Consider the following 16187-nt stretch of genomic DNA (forward strand, 5'->3'; position numbering starts at 1 on the left):
GTATTTCTTATGCCACTCTATACTTCGATTGTTAAACTTGTAAAGAGGTTCGACTAGATTTAGGAAATAAGACGTTTTGAAGGAGGGTAAATTTGAATGATCGAAATTGAAAAGCCAAAAATCGAGACGATTGAGATCAGCGATGATGCCAAGTATGGAAAGTTTGTTGTAGAACCACTTGAGCGTGGATATGGTACAACTTTGGGTAACTCCTTACGTCGTATTCTATTATCTTCACTACCAGGTGCTGCAGTCACTTCAATTCAAATTGATGGTGCATTGCATGAGTTTTCTGTTATTGAAGGTGTAGTTGAAGATGTGACAACAATGATTTTAAATATCAAGAAACTTGCACTTAAAGTTTACTCTGATGAAGAAAAAACATTGGAAATTGATATGCAAGGACCAGGTGTTGTAACTGCTGGAGATATTAATTATGATAGTGATGTTGAAATTTTAAATCCAGATTTGCATATTGCTACATTAAGTGATAATGCGAAATTCCATGTGCGCTTGAATGCCACTCGTGGTCGTGGTTATACGCCAGCTGACCAAAACAAACGTGAAAGTATGCCTATTGGTGTTCTTCCAATAGACTCTATTTTCTCTCCAGTAATTCGTGTGAATTATCAAGTTGAAAATACACGTGTAGGTCAATCGACAAATTATGATAAGCTAACTTTTGATGTTTTAACTGATGGAAGCATTAGCCCAGAAGAAGCTGTATCTCTTGGTGCAAAAATCCTTTCTGAGCATTTGAGCATCTTTGTTAACTTAACAGACGAAGCCCAAAAAGCGGAAATTATGATTGAAAAAGAAGAAAGCCATAAAGAGAAAGTGCTTGAAATGACAATTGAAGAATTAGATCTTTCTGTTCGTTCTTATAACTGTCTAAAACGCGCTGGAATCAATACTGTACAAGAATTAGCTGACAAATCAGAAGATGATATGATGAAAGTTCGTAACTTGGGTCGTAAATCTCTTGAGGAAGTTAAAGTTAAGCTTGCTGACCTTGGCTTAGGTCTAAGAAACGAAAACTGATAGAAAAGTAAGGAGGGAATTCCATGGGTTACAGAAAATTAGGCCGTACGAGCTCACAACGTAAAGCGTTACTACGTGATCTTGCAACGGATTTAATCGTACATGAACGTATCGAAACAACTGAAGCTCGCGCTAAAGAGATTCGTAAAGTTGTTGAAAAACTTATTACTTCCGGTAAAAAAGGTGACTTGCACGCTCGTCGTCAAGCTGCTGCTTTTGTTCGCCATGAAGTTGCTGACGTTAAACAAGTTGACGTAACAAACAAAAAAGGCGAAACTGTGAAGAAAAACCAAGCGGTATACGCGCTTCAAAAACTATTTGATGATGTAGCACCTCGTTATGCTGATCGTCAAGGTGGTTACACTCGTATTTACAAAAAAGGACCTCGTCGTGGTGACGGTGCTCCAATGGTAATTATCGAGTTAGTTTAATAGAAAATGTATGAAAGCAAGTAGAGTGTCATGATAAGCAGGGAAACCTGACTTGTCTAGCTCTGTGCGCCTTCTTCTGTTTAAAACGGGGAGGGCGCAGGCTTTTTTTATTTCTGTCCAGACTCAAAGTCATTTACTTTGAGTTTTTTTGTGTTCAAAAACTAAATTGTTTCCAAGAAAAGCATGATTTTAAAACAAGCTTTGCGTGTTATGGCGCTTTATACTATAATAAATAAGGTGTAGCCTGTATGAAAGAGGTGCGAATAATGGCGGAAGATTTTGTGAAGATAGATCACGTTTTTTATAAATATGATGATGAGTCGAGCTATGCAGTGCATGATGTGACCTTTTCTGTCGAAAAAGGTGAATGGATGGCGCTAGTAGGTCATAATGGTTCAGGGAAATCGACTCTTGCTAGACTTTTGAACGGCTTGCTTTTCCCAGAAAAAGGGTTAATTAAAATCGGGCACTATGTTTTGTCAGAAAAGACGATTTGGGATATCCGTAGACAAGTCGGTATGGTTTTCCAAAATCCTGATAATCAATTTGTGGGCGCGACTGTGCAGGATGACGTCGCGTTCGGATTAGAGAACCACGGCGTGCCTCATGACGATATGGTGGAGCGTGTGAGCGAGGCGCTACGTGAAGTTGGCATGCAAGAATACAAGGAGCACGAACCGGCTCGTTTGTCTGGTGGTCAGAAGCAACGGGTAGCCATTGCTGGTGTGTTGGCGCTCAAACCGGATGTCATTATTTTGGATGAAGCGACGTCCATGTTAGACCCGCGTGGGAGAGCTGAAGTGATGGAGACTATTCGCAGGCTTAGGGAAAAGGAAGATATTACGGTTATTTCGATTACGCATGACTTGGATGAGGTGCTTTATGCTGACCGGGTCATCGTGATGAATGAAGGAGAACGTTTCAGAGAAGGCACTCCAAAAGAAATTTTTAAAAATGCGGAAGAAATGAAACAAATTGGTTTAGGTGTACCATTTATTGTTGAATTGGAAGGGCAGCTAGAACAGCAAGGGGTAGCAATTGGCGAGCCAGTTTTATCGGAAGGAGAGCTGTTAAATTTATTATGGGAATCAAACTCGAGCAAGTAGGATACTGTTATCAAAAAAATAGCCCTTTTGAGAAACGTGCGCTCACTGATGTGAATGTGACATTTGAAACTGGCAGTTATACGGCCGTCATTGGCCACACTGGGTCGGGGAAATCGACGCTCGTACAACATTTGAATGCCTTGCTTTTACCTACTGAGGGGAAAATAACGCTGTTTGATCGTGAAATGATTGCCGGTGTGAAGCAAAAAAAATTACGCGATATCCGGCGCCGTGTGGGCATCGTGTTTCAGTTTCCAGAAGCCCAATTGTTTGAAGAAACGGTGTTAAAAGACATTATGTTTGGGCCGCTTAATTTTGGGGCGACAAAAGAAGAGGCGGAAAAACGTGCGCGCGAAGTCATTCAAGATGTAGGTTTAACAGACGCGATTTTGGAACGATCTCCATTTGAACTTTCGGGCGGTCAAAAACGGCGTGTCGCCATTGCTGGTGTGCTGGCGATGGAACCGGAAGTCCTCGTGCTAGATGAGCCGACTGCTGGTCTTGATCCGCATGGGCGGCAGGAAATTATGGAAATGTTTTATGAACTGCATCAAAATAAAAAATTGACGACCATCTTGGTTACACATAGCATGGAAGATGCGGCGCGTTACGCTGAAAAGATTGTGCTTATGAAAGACGGCACGGTGAATCAAGTCGGGGATCCCCGTACGATTTTTACGGAGTCGGAAAAGCTTCTCAATTTAGGGCTTTTAGTACCAGAAGTGATTCGGTTTCAGCGGAATTTTGAGCGCAAATTTAATGTAACGCTATCCAAAACATGTTTAAATATGGAGGAATTGTTGCAGGAGATTGTGCCGTTTTTAGCTAAGGATGCGTCGCCGTTATGATGGATAAAATGATTTTAGGGCGGTACATTCCGAGCGATTCGTGGTTACATAAAATCGATCCGCGCGCTAAGATTACGGCTGTCATGGCATTTATTGTCATTGTTTTTTTGGCGAATAATTGGCTGACCTACGCGGTCTTGTTTGTATATGTTTTAGCATTAGTTTTGACCTCGAAAATTCCTTTTCTCTTCTTTCTAAAAGGCTTGCAACCAATCATGTGGCTGATTCTTTTAACATTATTACTTCAAGTTTTTTTCACACAAGGGGGAGAAACGTTATTTGCGCTTGGACCAATTAAAGTGACAACACTAGGGCTTATGAACGGGGTTAAAATGTTTTGTCGCTTCGTGCTAATTGTGTTCATGACAACGCTTCTCACGCTTACCACAAGTCCGATTGAACTTACAGATGGTCTTGAGAAAATTTTGGCGCCGTTCCGAATTGTGCGCCTTCCGGTTCATGAATTGGCTCTTATGCTTAGCATTTCGCTGCGCTTCATTCCAACTTTGATGGACGAAACGGAGAAGATAATGAAGGCTCAAAAAGCGCGTGGCGTTGAGTTTACAAGTGGCAAAATTAGCGACCGCATTCGAGCAATTGTTCCGCTGCTTATCCCGCTATTTATCAGCGCGTTTAAACGTGCTGAAGATTTGGCGATTGCGATGGAAGCGCGCGGCTACCGCGGTGGACACGGGCGAACGAGATTCCGCTTGCTCAAATGGCGTTTTGCCGATACAGGTTTACTCATTTCGCTTATCATTTTGACGGGTATTTTAGTATTACTTAGAAATTAGGAGGCGTTTTTGTGACGCGATATAAAGCGGTTATTGCCTATGATGGCAGTGACTTTTCTGGCTATCAAGTGCAGCCGAATGGACGCACAGTGCAAGAAGAAATTGAAAAAGCGCTGAAAAAAATGCATAAAGGTAATTTTGGGCGGATTGTTGCGTCAGGCCGAACGGATACTGGTGTTCACGCAACAGGACAGGTCATTCATTTTGATTCGCCGCTTCAAATCGAGCCGGAAAAGTTCCGGATTGCCTTGCAAACAGGAACACCGCGCGACATTAGCTTTCTATCCGTAGAAAAGGTTTCGGACGATTTTCACGCGCGCTTCGACGTAACTGGCAAGGAATATCGCTACGTTATCGATCGTTCCAAAATCTTTAATCCGTTTAAAAGGGATTTTGCGCTACATTTCCCGTATGCACTAGACCTTGAAAAAATGGGCTCAGTCGCAAAGCTCCTAATTGGAGAACACGACTTCACGAGCTTTTGTTCGGCGAGGGCGGAACAAGAAAGCAAAGTGCGGACGATTTACCATATCGAAATTGTCGAAGTCGATGAAACGACACTCATGATTTCGTATCAGGGAAGCGGCTTTTTATATAATATGGTGCGGATTTTAACAGGCGTTCTATTAGATGCTGGGCAGGGGAAGCTTAGTGAAGCAGATATTCTGCGTGCTTTTAATGCCAAAAGTCGTGAAGCTTTAAGAAGTAAAACAGCGCCTCCAGAAGGCTTATATTTGCATGCTGTTTTTTATGATTGATTGTTATATTCAAATAAAACATGATATACTTATAAAAGATATGACAAATTATAAAGGATGTATGGCATGAATGATACAAAGTACGAATTGATTGCAAGTGATATAAGGCGAAAAATCCAAGAAGGTGCCTATGAAGTAAACGAACAACTTCCTTTTGAGAAGGATTTATGTAAAGCATACAATGCGAGTAGAATTACGATTAGAAAAGCAATGGACATGCTCGTAAATGAAGGCCTTATCTATAAACGTAGAGGGTCAGGAAGCTATGTGAAAGGCGCTGAAATGAGCGCGCAGCTCCAAGCGACGACTTTAGAAAATTTTTCAGGGAAAGACATTACAACAGAGGTAATTGATTTCACGGTAATAAAATCACCCGATGATATTGCAGAAAAGCTTAAAATCTCCTCGTTTGATTTTGTTTATGATATACGAAGGTTGCATAAAAAGAATAATTCTCCTTTTGCGATTGAACAAAGTTACATGCCGATTCAGCTCATTCAAGGAATACGTTTGGACGTACTGACAACATCCATTTATAATTTTGTTAAAGATGAAATTGGTCTTGTTCCAAAAAGCGTGCATCGTCAGCTAAATGCCTGTCATCCTTCGGAAAATGATGAGAAGTTGCTTGAGGTTGACTGGAATTTTCCGCTGCTTGAGATGGAACAAATTGTGTATTTAGACAACGGAAAGCCTTGTGAATACTCTGTTTCTAAAATTAAAACGGGAGAATACAAATTCCAAACCGTGAATATTATTTAAAGAAAGCCAGATAGGTTTTCTTTTTTTGTTCCCTGATATGTTATAACTTATATAAATAAGTATTGACTTATATAGAAAAAACGTTATACTAATAATTAAGAAAACGTTTTCTAAACTAACATACAAGGGGTCTTTAACAATGAAAATAGCACTGTTTTGTAGTGGTGGCATGTCCACAAGTTTAGTAGGGTCGAAAATGCAGAAAGCTTATGATGCGCAAGGTGTTAAAAATGTGACTGTAGAGGCGTATGATTTTGCGATGATTGATGAAATTGGTCATGAAGTAGATGTCATCATCATTGCGCCACAAATTGCTTGGGCGTTTGAACAAGTCAAAGCTGCACATCCAGATAAAAAAGTTGTCGATTTAACAATGGCAGAGTTTGGGGCGATGGACGGAGTTTCTATTATTAAACGGCTTGAAAACGAAGGAGTGAATCCTGAATGACTAGCGGGAAATTTTCGAAATTTCAAACAGCGTTCACTCGAATTGTTGGAAAAATCGCAGCGAATAAGTTGCTTTTAACACTACGTGATACATTCATTTTAGTAGCTGCAGTAACCATGATCGCTGGTTTTGCGATAATGATTAGTTCCGTATTTCTTGATCCAAACGGGCTGATTTTTGGACAGCAAGGTTTACATTTAGGGAAGTTAATTAGCGGTTCATGGGATGCATGGGCAAGTTCAAACTTTGCTGAAACGCTAGTCTACATACAATCGCTTATCAATTTATTTTCTCAAGGGGCATTATCTGTATTCTCCTTGCTCATTGTAGTCGTGTTCTCCTATACTTTCTCTAAGAAATTTTTCCCGAAAAATAAAGAACACATGACATCGGTTTTATATGCGATGGCCGCATTTTTCATCTGCTTACCGTGGAACTATGATTATGTAGTAGGAAATAAACATGTAGAAATCACGGGAATGCTGAATTCCAATTTTTTAGGAACACAAGGTGTTTTTTCAGCACTATTAATTAGTGGCTTAGCCGTTTGGATTTATAACATAGTACTCGAAAGAAATATAGTTATTAAAATGCCAGATTCTGTACCACCAGCAGTTGCGAGAAGCTTTGAATCGCTTATCCCGGGAATCATTACACTAGCCGTTTTTGTTGCAGGAACAGGGCTTAGCGTGGGCTTGGCAGGTGTTTCACTTCCAGAATTATTGCTGCAAATCTTGCAAAAACCAGCCATGGCCATCTCAGGCACAGCTATCTTTGCGCTTGTCGTCCAAATCACTTGGCCGCTCTTGCAATGGTTTGGGATTCACCCGACATCGATTTGGGGCCCGGTATTTGGTGTAACTTGGAACGTGGCTGATACAGAAAACATGATGGGAACCGCCAAACATTTATATTCAACCATGTTCATGAACTTTTCAACGATTGCAGCCGGAACGTTTGCGCTTGCTCCGGTTATTGCATTACTTATCTTCTCTAAAGTAAACTCGGATAAAAAGGTGGCTAAAATTGCGTTAATGCCCGCTGTCTTTAATATTAGTGAGCCAATCACATTTGGTTTGCCAATTGTTCTAAACCCAATCATGTTTGTGCCGTTTGTTATCGTGCAACCCATTTGTTTTTATCTTGCCGTATTCTTTACGGAAATTGGTTTTATCGATGTTATCACAAATAATGTTCCGTGGACGGTGCCGCCGCTCATTTCAGGGCTTCTTTTCACCGGGACGATAAACGGTGCCATTGTACAGCTTGTCAATTTGGTTGTTGCGACATTTATTTATCTGCCGTTTATTAAAATCGCCAATCAAATGAATCAAAAGCGTTTAGGGGATGTTTAAATGGATGAAAAAAGACTAGAAGAAGCTATGCAACTAATTTTCATCGCTGGCAATGCTAAAACGCAAGCCATGAAAGCAATTTTAAAAGCAGAAGAAGGCGACGCAGTAGAAGCAGAAGCTATGCTGCAACAAGCGAAAAAGGAATTGCACGGCGCGCATGCGATTCAAACGAATTGGCTTACAAGCGAAATGAATGATACGGAAGTTGAAAAAAGCATTTTGCTTATCCATTCGCAAGATCATTTTATGGCAGCGACAACGACAATTGATATGGCAGAACGATTTTGCGTGCTTTACAAAAAATTGGAGGTAAATTGAATGAGTTTCCAACTTGCTAAAGTTTTTAAAAACCGAATGATTTTACAGCGTGACGAGCCACTGCGGTTTTTCGGGAAAGCTAAGCCAGGCGTAGTTGTGACAGTTCAAATTGGAGAGGAAGTTTGGTCGAGTGAGGCAGACCAAACCTCCTCTTTTGAAATTGTGACGAAAGCGTTCAAAACGGGCATATCGCCCGACATTTCCATCTCAGCTTTAGACAAAAAAGTGGTTTTGAGAAATTGTCTATTTGGTGATGTTTTCTTAGTTTCTGGTCAGTCTAACATCGAATATCGGTTGAAACAAGATGCTGAGTACGAAAAAGAGCAGCCGTGCTTCCGAAATTTGGGAAATCTGCGCTTTTACAACCTTTTAGCCCCCGATGATGAAAAAGCAGAGCCGTTTTGCTGGGAAGACGTGAACGGAAACATTTCTGCGGTAGCTTATTATTTTGCCAAACAGCTGCGCCTAAAAAATCCCGCTGTCCCAATTGGAATTGTCGGCTGCTTTAAAGGTGGAACCTCGATTTCAAGCTGGCTCCCGGAAGCCATGTTGCGAGGCAATTCGCTATTTAGCGAACGGTTTATTCAGCCATTTGAACGTGAAATTTCCGGCAAAAGCTCGCATGATTTTGAGCGCTTACTGGAAATCTACCAAGAAGCCGTCACCATTTATACGGCGAAACGAGAAAAATACATCGCGGACCATCCCGAATTGACACTCCAAGAAGTGAAACAAATTGTGGGGCACACGCCTTGGCCGCCACCCGCAACACCAGATAGCTACCGTGCGCCCGGTATGCTCTACACCAAAATGTTCTCGGAAGCGCATAAAATGAATTTTTCCGCTGTTCTATGGTATCAAGGCGAAGAAGACGCACAAAACGCAGACCTTTACGACTTTTTGCTAGAAAAATTGGTCCAAGAATGGCGTATCCATCTTGGAAATAAGCCGTTTTTTATTGTCCAACTGCCAAAATACCAGGACGCCCCAAAAGACTCTTGGGCGCTACTGCGCGAAAAACAAGAAAGCGTCACGCGGAAGTTCGCGAATTTGCACTTAGTGGTCACAATTGATTGCGGCGAATCGTACAACATTCACCCCATTTCAAAACGAGCCATCGGTGAGCGAATCTCCTTTTTATACGAGAAAAAAGAAAGCAGTCCCATGTTCGAACGTGTAGAGAAAATATCGGAGAACCACATCAAAATCACGATTAAACACGCAAAAGAACTAACGCTTATGGGTGAAAATTGCGTTTCTGCCTCTTTCCACTTAAAAGGAAATTGTCTGTTTGTGGACGTTTCCCCTGAAACGAAAAAAGTAACTTACGCGTACGAAAACCACCCTGAAGGTTATTTGGTAAATGAAGCAGGCGTTCCCGTGTCCCCATTTAAAGTATCGTTGCCATTGTAATTTTTTCTGGAATTTCCATTGACTTTTACCCTTAAAAATTGTATTATGGACTATGGTATTGTTTACCCCACAATATGCCCCGGAAGGTTGTTGTGTTGAATAAAACAATAGTAAGAAATTTTTATGATGTTTCGGAACAAGGAACGGTTCCGGGCGCAATTTTTAATTTATTAGGAGGGTAACTCATGCGTACAACTTATATGGCGAAACCAGGCGAAGTAGAACGTAAATGGTACGTGATCGACGCTGAAGGTGTTTCTCTAGGTCGTTTATCTAGCGAAGTAGCATCAATTCTTCGTGGTAAAACTAAACCACAATTTACTCCACATGTTGATACTGGAGATTTTGTAATCGTAATTAACGCTGGTAAGGTTGGTCTTACTGGTAAAAAAGCAACTGACAAAATTTATTACCGTCACTCTCAATATCCAGGCGGTTTAAAATCTCGTACTGCAGGCGAAATGCGTACGAACAATCCTGAGAAATTAATCGAGCTATCTGTAAAAGGTATGCTTCCAAAGAATTCTCTTGGACGTCAACAATTTAAAAAATTACACGTATACGGTGGAAGCGAGCATGAACATGCAGCGCAACAACCAGAAGTATACGAATTACGCGGTTAATTATTAAAGGAGGGAAATTATCGTGGCAGAAGTACAATATTACGGAACTGGTCGTCGTAAAAGCTCTGTAGCTCGTGTACGTTTAGTACCTGGCGACGGCAAAGTTGTTATCAATAATCGTGATTGGGAAGATTACATCCCATTCGCTGCACTACGTGAAGTAATCAAACAACCTTTAGTAGCAACTGAAACTTTAGGTAACTACGATGTATTAGTAAACGTTCACGGTGGTGGATACACTGGTCAAGCTGGTGCAATCCGTCACGGCGTTGCACGTGCACTATTACAAGTGGCTCCTGAGTACCGTCCTGCGCTTAAATCTGCTGGACTACTTACTCGTGACCCACGTATGAAAGAACGTAAAAAATACGGACTTAAAGGCGCTCGTCGCGCACCTCAGTTCTCAAAACGTTAATCTTATGCGTTGTAAACCCGCTTCCTATTTTTGGAAAGCGGGTTTTTTGCTGCTTATTTTACTTTGTGTGCTCATCTATTTAGTCAACTTTAAACTCCAAGTTTCTCCTTAAGCGCCTCTGTCAACGTCTGAGAAAAATTAATATTTTCTTCTTCGGCCATATCTGAAAGCCATTCTGGAATTGTTAAATTCTTCCTGATTTTTTTTGAATAATATTTTCTGCGATAAGCTGCTAAATCTAGTCCGATTAAGGCAACATCTTTGTCAGGGAATGATGTGCTCACTTCTTTAATTGTGCTAGCTTTTGGGAATGTATCGTAATCTTCCAAGCTGAAGCCAAGAATTTCCTCTGCCATTTCAAATGCTTCTTCTAAAGTTTCTCCTTGTGTTGTTGCTGTTGGAATGTCAGGGAAATCAACAAGAATATACTTTCCGTCTTGCTCTAAAGTGATTGGATAAACGACGTTCACGGTCATTACTATACGCCTCCTTGTTCATATTCATGTAATTTCCTGTAAGTATAATTTAGAGCACTCTTGCAAGCAGTCATTTTAGTCCTGCTTGCTTAAGAATGCTTTGTTCTAAGCCTTTTCCTAAGTCTTTATTGTGAATGGGAATGATAACCGTTCGATTAGACTCAGGATGGTACATCTTCAAATGACTGCCTCTTTGGGTTGCGATTTCGAACCCTTTCTTACCTAGAAGCCTAACCATCTGCTTAGCTGTCATCGGCATCTTGAAGACCCCATCTCTATGATATTTAATTAATTATACGCATAAAATACGCATTAGTCAAGAAGGGGATTTATATAGTATTGCATATTGAAATGAATGTGCCAATCAAAAAGAGGCAATCGCGTGAGAATTGCGCAATAAATCATGTTATTACAAGAAACTGAGTATGGATACGTGGAAGAGTATACAGATATTATATTATATTTGAATTGTACTCGAAGATATGATCTAATTATTATATAGGGAAGGGGAGAAGAAGTTTGGAATCAAATTACAAGATTGAAACGTTGACTTATGAAGAGTTGGAGAAAAAAGCTGTAGTTCCATCTTTCCAAAGAAAGTTAACTTGGTCGAAAAGTGAAAAAAGGTCTTTCATTGAAACGCTGCATTATGGTTATCCATTTGGAGCAATTCTAATCTATAAGTATGAAGATGAGAGTAAATTCTCATTGATTGATGGTCTGCAAAGATATACCACTATTCGTGATTATCAGAAGTGTCCAGAACAGTATGTTGATTTTTCGGAAGTGGTTAATGATATCTATTCAATAGTGGTAAAAGAAGAGTTAAGTGAAACGTTTCAGGGACATGTTTTAAATCAATTTGAAGATGCGCTAAAAGAATATGTTTCATACATAGCAAAGAATGGATATAAGTTAAATAAATTTTTGGACATACTAAGTGAAAATGCGCCTGAATATAAGTTGAGAGTTGAGAGTGAAGAAGTTAGGAACCTTGCTGATGTTCATGAAGGATTTAGAGATGTTATGGAATCATATTTGGAAATCTCGAAAGTTAAAATTCCGACTATTGTTTTTACAGGAGAAGTTTCGGAATTAGCAACGGTATTTGAGAATTTGAATCGAGGGGGTAGAAAATTATCAAAATATCAAGTTTTTGCAGCCCAATGGAATAAACATGGGCTTAAACTACAAGATACTCTAAGAAATGAAGAAATTCTGCATATAACAATTAATCGATATAAACAATTAATTAATAGTAGAGAAATTGAAATTGAGAATTTCAATGAAGAGGATATGTTAGAAAATAGAGAAATTAATATGTCAGAGCTTTGTTATGCACTGGGGAAAAAATTTTAGAAGAAATGAAGGTTTTTTGGGATTTGGAAAATGAAGATCTTGCTAATCAAATTGGTTTTTCAACTCTAGCGATTGTTTTTGGTATATCCAATAAAAAGCTCAATACATTAATTGATAGGTTTGAAATAATACAAGATGCTGAATTTCTTGAAGAGCTTATCGAAAAGATATTGAGTGTTTATGCCGATATAAATGCTTGTTTCAGGAGTCCGTTTAGAGTTCCGGGAGGGTTAAAAGATACGTATTTTGGTGGTGTTGTAGGAACTGATTTTCAAATATTATCCTTCTTTGCATATTTATGGAATATTAAATATGGGGTGATCAATAAAACAACATTAACGATCCGCCCGCATTATAAACATAAGTATAAAAAAGCAGAGGATAACTTACTGAAGTATTTTATATTAGATGCTGTGAGTGGGAAATGGTCTGGAAGTGGAGATAGCAAGTTAGATAATATTGTTTTGAATCCTAATAGTGCATTATATAGTTCAGAACTCCAAAAGGAGAAACTAGAAAACCAACTTCTCAGGTGGCATGAGGAGATAAGTCAAAAACAAAGTATTAATTTTGAAAAAGTGTCCAGAATGCTTTATACAGTCCTTTGCTCTTTTTATTCTTCCAGAATGACAGAGAAAAGTTATGACAAGGAACATGTTATTCCAAAATATTTTCTTAATAAAATAAAGGGTGTTAGTATACCAGGAGGAAGTATTGGGAATTTTATGTATTTGGATGAAAATAACAACAGGGCAAAGCAGACTTTAACACTTTACGAACAGTTAAAACCGGGGCAAAAATTAGACCGCGATTATTTTGATTTCCAGTGTTATCCAAGTGAAATGACCTTTGAAGTTATTAAACAAGAAATTGAAATGGGATCAAATGATTATTCAAATGTTCTCTCGGTCATTAAAAATAGAGGCAAGAACATACTTAATGATTTAATAAATAAGCTTTATGAATGATAACCTGTAATGAAAAAGAGGATTTTTTATAATATTCTCTTTTCCCTTGCTCTCAAAATGTATATATGCTAATATACACATATAAAGAAAAGGGAAGTGATCCAATGTCCAACCACAATCATTCACACGACCACGGTCATAGCCATAATCACGCGCACAACGCCAACAAAAAAACACTCTTCATCTGTTTTCTTCTCATCGTGACTTTCATGATTGTTGAGGTTGTCGGTGGAATTTTAACCAACAGTTTGGCACTCTTATCAGACGCTGGGCACATGCTTAGTGATGCTGCAGCGCTAGGGCTTAGTTTACTTGCATTTAAATTCGGTGAGAAACAGGCGAACGCGCGTAAGACTTATGGCTATAAACGTTTTGAAATACTAGCCGCTTTTTTGAACGGACTGACCCTGATTGTCATTTCGCTTTATATATTTTACGAAGCGTATCATCGCTTTTTTGCTCCACCAGAAGTTGTTGGGGCAGGCATGATGACCATTTCCGTCATCGGCTTACTTATAAACGTTTTAGTTGCCTTTATTTTGATGAAAGGCGGAGATACAAGTGAGAATTTAAATATGCGTAGTGCATTTCTGCACGTCCTTGGAGACTTGCTTGGCTCTGTGGGCGCGATAATTGCGGCGCTGTTAATCATTTTCTTCGGCTGGAATATCGCCGATCCAATTGCGAGTGTCATCGTCGCAGTCCTGATTTTAGTTAGTGGCATTCGTGTTTTCCGTGACTCCGTCGATGTTTTAATGGAAGGAAAACCTGCGAACGTGGATTTTGAACAAATTCATGATTTTTTACAAAAGCAAGAAGGTGTTGTTTCTGTGCACGACTTGCATGTGTGGTCGATTACTTCGGATTTCCCGTCGCTTACCGTGCATTTGCAGGTGGCTGAAGGGATTGACAGGGATCTTCTTTTGGAAAAAATTCAGGCTGAGCTTACGGCGGAATTTCAAATTTCGCATTGCACGATTCAAATGGAGCGACATCACGGACATGAGCATTGCAATTAAATAAAAAAACAGCGGCCAAATTTGACCGCTGTTTTTTATGCCTTACCGACTTCCGAATAAGGTTGTGCATGAAGCATCCAAGTGATGCCGTATTTATCGGTGAATTGCCCCATTTTACCGCCCCAAAATTGTTCTTCGTAAGGCATGGAAATTTCAACTTGTCCAGATTTTGCAAGCTTGTCGAAAAACTCATTAGATTCCTTTAAAGCTTGCTCGTCTTCCCAGTTCACATCGAGCATAATGGAGATTTGACGTGTAGGCTCAATATCATTGCCAAACGAATCAGAACAGTAAAGTTCGGCGCCTAAAATACGAAACTCTGCATGCATTGTAGCATCATCAATTTTATCAAGCGGAACATTGAATTCCTCAGCTTGATTTGGCTCAACTTTCACGCGTCTAATGTTTGTTGCCCCGAAAAATTCTTCGTAGTACTCTAAAGCTTCTTTTGCATTTTCAAACGACAAATATGGATAAATTTGTGCCATTTTATCACTCCTTTCCTATAGTTTACTCGCTGCGCATCATTTATTCAAAGGAAAATCTACTTTTTAGTTAAAAAATTTCAAGTAAAAGTTTGCCTATGATATAATAATGTAATCGTATACATTTTATGGAGGGGAAAGCATGTTAAATGAACAGCAAGTTGGTAAATTGTTAGAACGATTGGTAGACCCAGTTTTGGAGGCAACAATCGAAGAAACGAATGGCATCATCGAAACCGAGATTATAAAGCCGGACGGAATCCGAATCCGACTAGCGCTTGCGGATCCAGAAATTGAAACCGCTGCTTTTACCCAAAATATAAAAGAGCTTTTAGGGCAATTTGGCTTTGGCGATATCGATTTAGAGTTGGACTATCTACCGGCTGCAACGATTGAGAGAATCTTGGAAGCGCGCGACAATATTTTAGCCGAAGGAAGTAAAACGAAATTTATTGCGATAGCCAGCGGGAAAGGTGGCGTCGGCAAATCTACAGTCGCCGCTAATTTAGCCGCCGCGCTTGCTAGACAAGGTAAAAAAGTTGGTGTGCTAGATGCGGATATCTACGGTTTTAGCCTTCCCGTCTTATTTGGTGAAATGTCAGCGCCGCGCAAAGAAGGCAATTTCATCATTCCTGTCCAAACACACGGTGTAAATATGATTTCAATGGACTTTTTTGTAGAAAAGGGCGAGCCGGTTATTTGGCGAGGTCCAATGCTTGGAAAAATGGTAAAAATGTTTCTCGAAGAAGTAAAGTGGGGAGAACTCGACTTTTTGCTTATCGACTTGCCACCAGGAACCGGCGACGTAGCGCTTGACATTCACACACTTCTCCCATCTTGCTATGAACTTATTATCACGACGCCGCATTTCGCGGCTGCCCAAGTTGCGTCTCGTGCAGGCTACATGGCCGAGAAAAACGGCCACCACATTTTAGGTGTTATTGAAAACATGACCGCCCTAAAAATCGATGACAAATCTATCCAGTTGTTTGGACAAGGTGGTGGAGAAAAAGTAGCGCGTGACCTAAAAGCACCGTTACTTGCGCAATTAGAGATGGCCCAGCCTCAAAAAAACGCATCCGGCTATATTGATGGCATATATGATACAAGCGACAATTTATACAATGAATACGATTCTCTAGCAAAAAAAGTACTCCACACAACCAATGAAATCCCTCATTAATAATGGGTAGTTTAGTTATTTATGCATCGATATATACAGTGACGAAACTTTTTTTGAAATAAAACATAAAAAGTTTTGAAAAACTATTGACGAATGCATAAAAAGTTGGTATATTTATAAACGTTGCTGATGCGTTAAGCGCGCACAGGACAAAAGAAAGAATGACCTTTGAAAACTGAACAAAACGAAGATGAAAAAGCGATGAAACAGATGTTTCACCAATCAATTCATAGGACAGGAAACAAAAAGATGTTTCCAAAAAAAGTAAGAAACAAGCTAGCAAAGTCAATTTGTGACGCTAAGGAAACTTATTCACGGTGTTGAATAAGTATTCAAATTCGATTTATTTTAAAGAGAGTTTGATCCTGGCTCAGGACGAACGCTG

20 protein-coding genes are annotated in these 16187 nt (G+C 39.8%); 17 read left to right on the forward strand and 3 right to left on the reverse strand.

Features of this window, described 5'->3' with window-relative positions:
• Positions 1 to 96 precede the first annotated feature (96 nt).
• The 13 genes from CFS04_RS10900 (at position 97) to rpsI (ending at position 10312) form a co-directional block, all read left to right on the forward strand.
• Entirely contained in the window at positions 97 to 1041 is a 945-nt protein-coding gene (locus CFS04_RS10900; RefSeq protein WP_007474660.1) for a DNA-directed RNA polymerase subunit alpha, read from the forward strand.
• Positions 1042 to 1064: 23 nt separating this feature from the next.
• Positions 1065 to 1472, forward strand: coding sequence for a 50S ribosomal protein L17 (rplQ, locus tag CFS04_RS10905; RefSeq protein WP_088810716.1), 408 nt, complete (start codon positions 1065 to 1067; stop codon positions 1470 to 1472).
• Between the two features lie 266 nt (positions 1473 to 1738).
• Entirely contained in the window at positions 1739 to 2578 is an 840-nt protein-coding gene (locus CFS04_RS10910; protein ID WP_088810717.1) for an energy-coupling factor ABC transporter ATP-binding protein, read from the forward strand.
• Positions 2554 to 3426, forward strand: coding sequence for an energy-coupling factor ABC transporter ATP-binding protein (locus CFS04_RS10915; protein WP_088810718.1), 873 nt, complete (start codon positions 2554 to 2556; stop codon positions 3424 to 3426). Before CFS04_RS10910 ends, CFS04_RS10915 begins: the two co-directional genes overlap by 25 nt.
• Positions 3423 to 4220, forward strand: a complete 798-nt coding sequence (locus CFS04_RS10920) for an energy-coupling factor transporter transmembrane protein EcfT (RefSeq protein ID WP_088810719.1) — start codon at positions 3423 to 3425, stop codon at positions 4218 to 4220. Before CFS04_RS10915 ends, CFS04_RS10920 begins: the two co-directional genes overlap by 4 nt.
• Positions 4221 to 4231: 11 nt before the next feature.
• Entirely contained in the window at positions 4232 to 4978 is a 747-nt protein-coding gene (gene truA / locus CFS04_RS10925) for a tRNA pseudouridine(38-40) synthase TruA (protein ID WP_088810720.1), read from the forward strand.
• Between the two features lie 66 nt (positions 4979 to 5044).
• Positions 5045 to 5740 carry a GntR family transcriptional regulator gene (locus tag CFS04_RS10930; protein ID WP_159457899.1) on the forward strand — a complete coding sequence of 232 codons (696 nt, stop codon included), beginning with the start codon at positions 5045 to 5047 and terminating at the stop codon, positions 5738 to 5740.
• A 139-nt stretch (positions 5741 to 5879) separates the two neighbouring features.
• Positions 5880 to 6188, forward strand: coding sequence for a PTS sugar transporter subunit IIB (locus tag CFS04_RS10935; protein WP_088810722.1), 309 nt, complete (start codon positions 5880 to 5882; stop codon positions 6186 to 6188).
• Positions 6185 to 7543, forward strand: coding sequence for a PTS sugar transporter subunit IIC (locus CFS04_RS10940; protein WP_088810723.1), 1359 nt, complete (start codon positions 6185 to 6187; stop codon positions 7541 to 7543). The genes CFS04_RS10935 and CFS04_RS10940 overlap by 4 nt, the downstream gene beginning before the upstream one ends.
• Positions 7544 to 7861, forward strand: a complete 318-nt coding sequence (locus CFS04_RS10945; protein WP_088810724.1) for a PTS lactose/cellobiose transporter subunit IIA — start codon at positions 7544 to 7546, stop codon at positions 7859 to 7861.
• Positions 7862 to 9274 (forward strand): sialate O-acetylesterase, encoded by a 1413-nt coding sequence (locus CFS04_RS10950; protein ID WP_088810725.1) that lies wholly within the window; start codon positions 7862 to 7864, stop codon positions 9272 to 9274.
• Positions 9275 to 9459: 185 nt separating this feature from the next.
• Positions 9460 to 9897 carry a 50S ribosomal protein L13 gene (rplM, locus tag CFS04_RS10955; protein WP_088810726.1) on the forward strand — a complete coding sequence of 146 codons (438 nt, stop codon included), beginning with the start codon at positions 9460 to 9462 and terminating at the stop codon, positions 9895 to 9897.
• Positions 9898 to 9919: 22 nt separating this feature from the next.
• Positions 9920 to 10312: a 30S ribosomal protein S9 gene (gene rpsI, locus CFS04_RS10960; RefSeq protein WP_007474648.1), complete on the forward strand. Its 393-nt coding sequence runs from the start codon at positions 9920 to 9922 to the stop codon at positions 10310 to 10312.
• An 89-nt stretch (positions 10313 to 10401) separates the two neighbouring features.
• On the opposite strand, the gene CFS04_RS10965 is transcribed toward rpsI, so the two are convergent.
• A complete protein-coding gene (locus tag CFS04_RS10965) occupies positions 10402 to 10788 on the reverse strand; it encodes a type II toxin-antitoxin system HicB family antitoxin (protein ID WP_088810727.1) in 387 nt (128 codons plus the stop codon).
• A 70-nt stretch (positions 10789 to 10858) separates the two neighbouring features.
• A complete protein-coding gene (locus tag CFS04_RS10970) occupies positions 10859 to 11047 on the reverse strand; it encodes a type II toxin-antitoxin system HicA family toxin (protein ID WP_088810728.1) in 189 nt (62 codons plus the stop codon).
• Positions 11048 to 11307: 260 nt separating this feature from the next.
• Here CFS04_RS10970 and CFS04_RS10975 point away from each other — a divergent pair, with 260 nt between their 5' ends.
• The 3 genes from CFS04_RS10975 to CFS04_RS10985 all read left to right on the forward strand — a co-directional run bounded on the left by CFS04_RS10975 (position 11308) and on the right by CFS04_RS10985 (position 14134).
• Positions 11308 to 12147, forward strand: a complete 840-nt coding sequence (locus tag CFS04_RS10975; RefSeq protein ID WP_159457898.1) for a DUF262 domain-containing protein — start codon at positions 11308 to 11310, stop codon at positions 12145 to 12147.
• 23 nt (positions 12148 to 12170) lie between these two features.
• Positions 12171 to 13115, forward strand: coding sequence for a hypothetical protein (locus CFS04_RS10980; protein WP_159457897.1), 945 nt, complete (start codon positions 12171 to 12173; stop codon positions 13113 to 13115).
• Between the two features lie 104 nt (positions 13116 to 13219).
• On the forward strand, positions 13220 to 14134 hold the full coding sequence (locus CFS04_RS10985; RefSeq protein WP_088810731.1) for a cation diffusion facilitator family transporter: 915 nt from the start codon (positions 13220 to 13222) through the stop codon (positions 14132 to 14134).
• A gap of 35 nt (positions 14135 to 14169) precedes the next feature.
• On the opposite strand, the gene CFS04_RS10990 is transcribed toward CFS04_RS10985, so the two are convergent.
• Positions 14170 to 14622 (reverse strand): VOC family protein, encoded by a 453-nt coding sequence (locus CFS04_RS10990; RefSeq protein WP_088810732.1) that lies wholly within the window; start codon positions 14620 to 14622, stop codon positions 14170 to 14172.
• Between the two features lie 139 nt (positions 14623 to 14761).
• Here CFS04_RS10990 and CFS04_RS10995 point away from each other — a divergent pair, with 139 nt between their 5' ends.
• Positions 14762 to 15802: a P-loop NTPase gene (locus CFS04_RS10995; RefSeq protein ID WP_088810733.1), complete on the forward strand. Its 1041-nt coding sequence runs from the start codon at positions 14762 to 14764 to the stop codon at positions 15800 to 15802.
• Positions 15803 to 16187 lie beyond the last annotated feature (385 nt).

Source organism: Listeria sp. ILCC796, from assembly GCF_900186175.1.
In the GTDB taxonomy this organism is placed as follows: Bacteria; Bacillota; Bacilli; order Lactobacillales; family Listeriaceae; genus Listeria; species Listeria goaensis.

What these genes read in the sequence shown, in the direction of transcription:
- CFS04_RS10900 (WP_007474660.1), top strand. Translation starts at nt 97, where the DNA reads ATGATCGAAATTGAAAAGCCAAAAATCGAGACGATTGAGATCAGCGAT.
- rplQ (WP_088810716.1), top strand. Translation starts at nt 1,065, where the DNA reads ATGGGTTACAGAAAATTAGGCCGTACGAGCTCACAACGTAAAGCGTTA.
- CFS04_RS10910 (WP_088810717.1), top strand. Translation starts at nt 1,739, where the DNA reads ATGGCGGAAGATTTTGTGAAGATAGATCACGTTTTTTATAAATATGAT.
- CFS04_RS10915 (WP_088810718.1), top strand. Translation starts at nt 2,554, where the DNA reads ATGGGAATCAAACTCGAGCAAGTAGGATACTGTTATCAAAAAAATAGC.
- CFS04_RS10920 (WP_088810719.1), top strand. Translation starts at nt 3,423, where the DNA reads ATGATGGATAAAATGATTTTAGGGCGGTACATTCCGAGCGATTCGTGG.
- CFS04_RS10930 (WP_159457899.1), top strand. Translation starts at nt 5,045, where the DNA reads ATGAATGATACAAAGTACGAATTGATTGCAAGTGATATAAGGCGAAAA.
- CFS04_RS10935 (WP_088810722.1), top strand. Translation starts at nt 5,880, where the DNA reads ATGAAAATAGCACTGTTTTGTAGTGGTGGCATGTCCACAAGTTTAGTA.
- CFS04_RS10940 (WP_088810723.1), top strand. Translation starts at nt 6,185, where the DNA reads ATGACTAGCGGGAAATTTTCGAAATTTCAAACAGCGTTCACTCGAATT.
- CFS04_RS10945 (WP_088810724.1), top strand. Translation starts at nt 7,544, where the DNA reads ATGGATGAAAAAAGACTAGAAGAAGCTATGCAACTAATTTTCATCGCT.
- CFS04_RS10950 (WP_088810725.1), top strand. Translation starts at nt 7,862, where the DNA reads ATGAGTTTCCAACTTGCTAAAGTTTTTAAAAACCGAATGATTTTACAG.
- rplM (WP_088810726.1), top strand. Translation starts at nt 9,460, where the DNA reads ATGCGTACAACTTATATGGCGAAACCAGGCGAAGTAGAACGTAAATGG.
- CFS04_RS10965 (WP_088810727.1), bottom strand. Translation starts at nt 10,788, where the DNA reads ATGACCGTGAACGTCGTTTATCCAATCACTTTAGAGCAAGACGGAAAG.
- CFS04_RS10970 (WP_088810728.1), bottom strand. Translation starts at nt 11,047, where the DNA reads ATGCCGATGACAGCTAAGCAGATGGTTAGGCTTCTAGGTAAGAAAGGG.
- CFS04_RS10985 (WP_088810731.1), top strand. Translation starts at nt 13,220, where the DNA reads ATGTCCAACCACAATCATTCACACGACCACGGTCATAGCCATAATCAC.
- CFS04_RS10990 (WP_088810732.1), bottom strand. Translation starts at nt 14,622, where the DNA reads ATGGCACAAATTTATCCATATTTGTCGTTTGAAAATGCAAAAGAAGCT.
- CFS04_RS10995 (WP_088810733.1), top strand. Translation starts at nt 14,762, where the DNA reads ATGTTAAATGAACAGCAAGTTGGTAAATTGTTAGAACGATTGGTAGAC.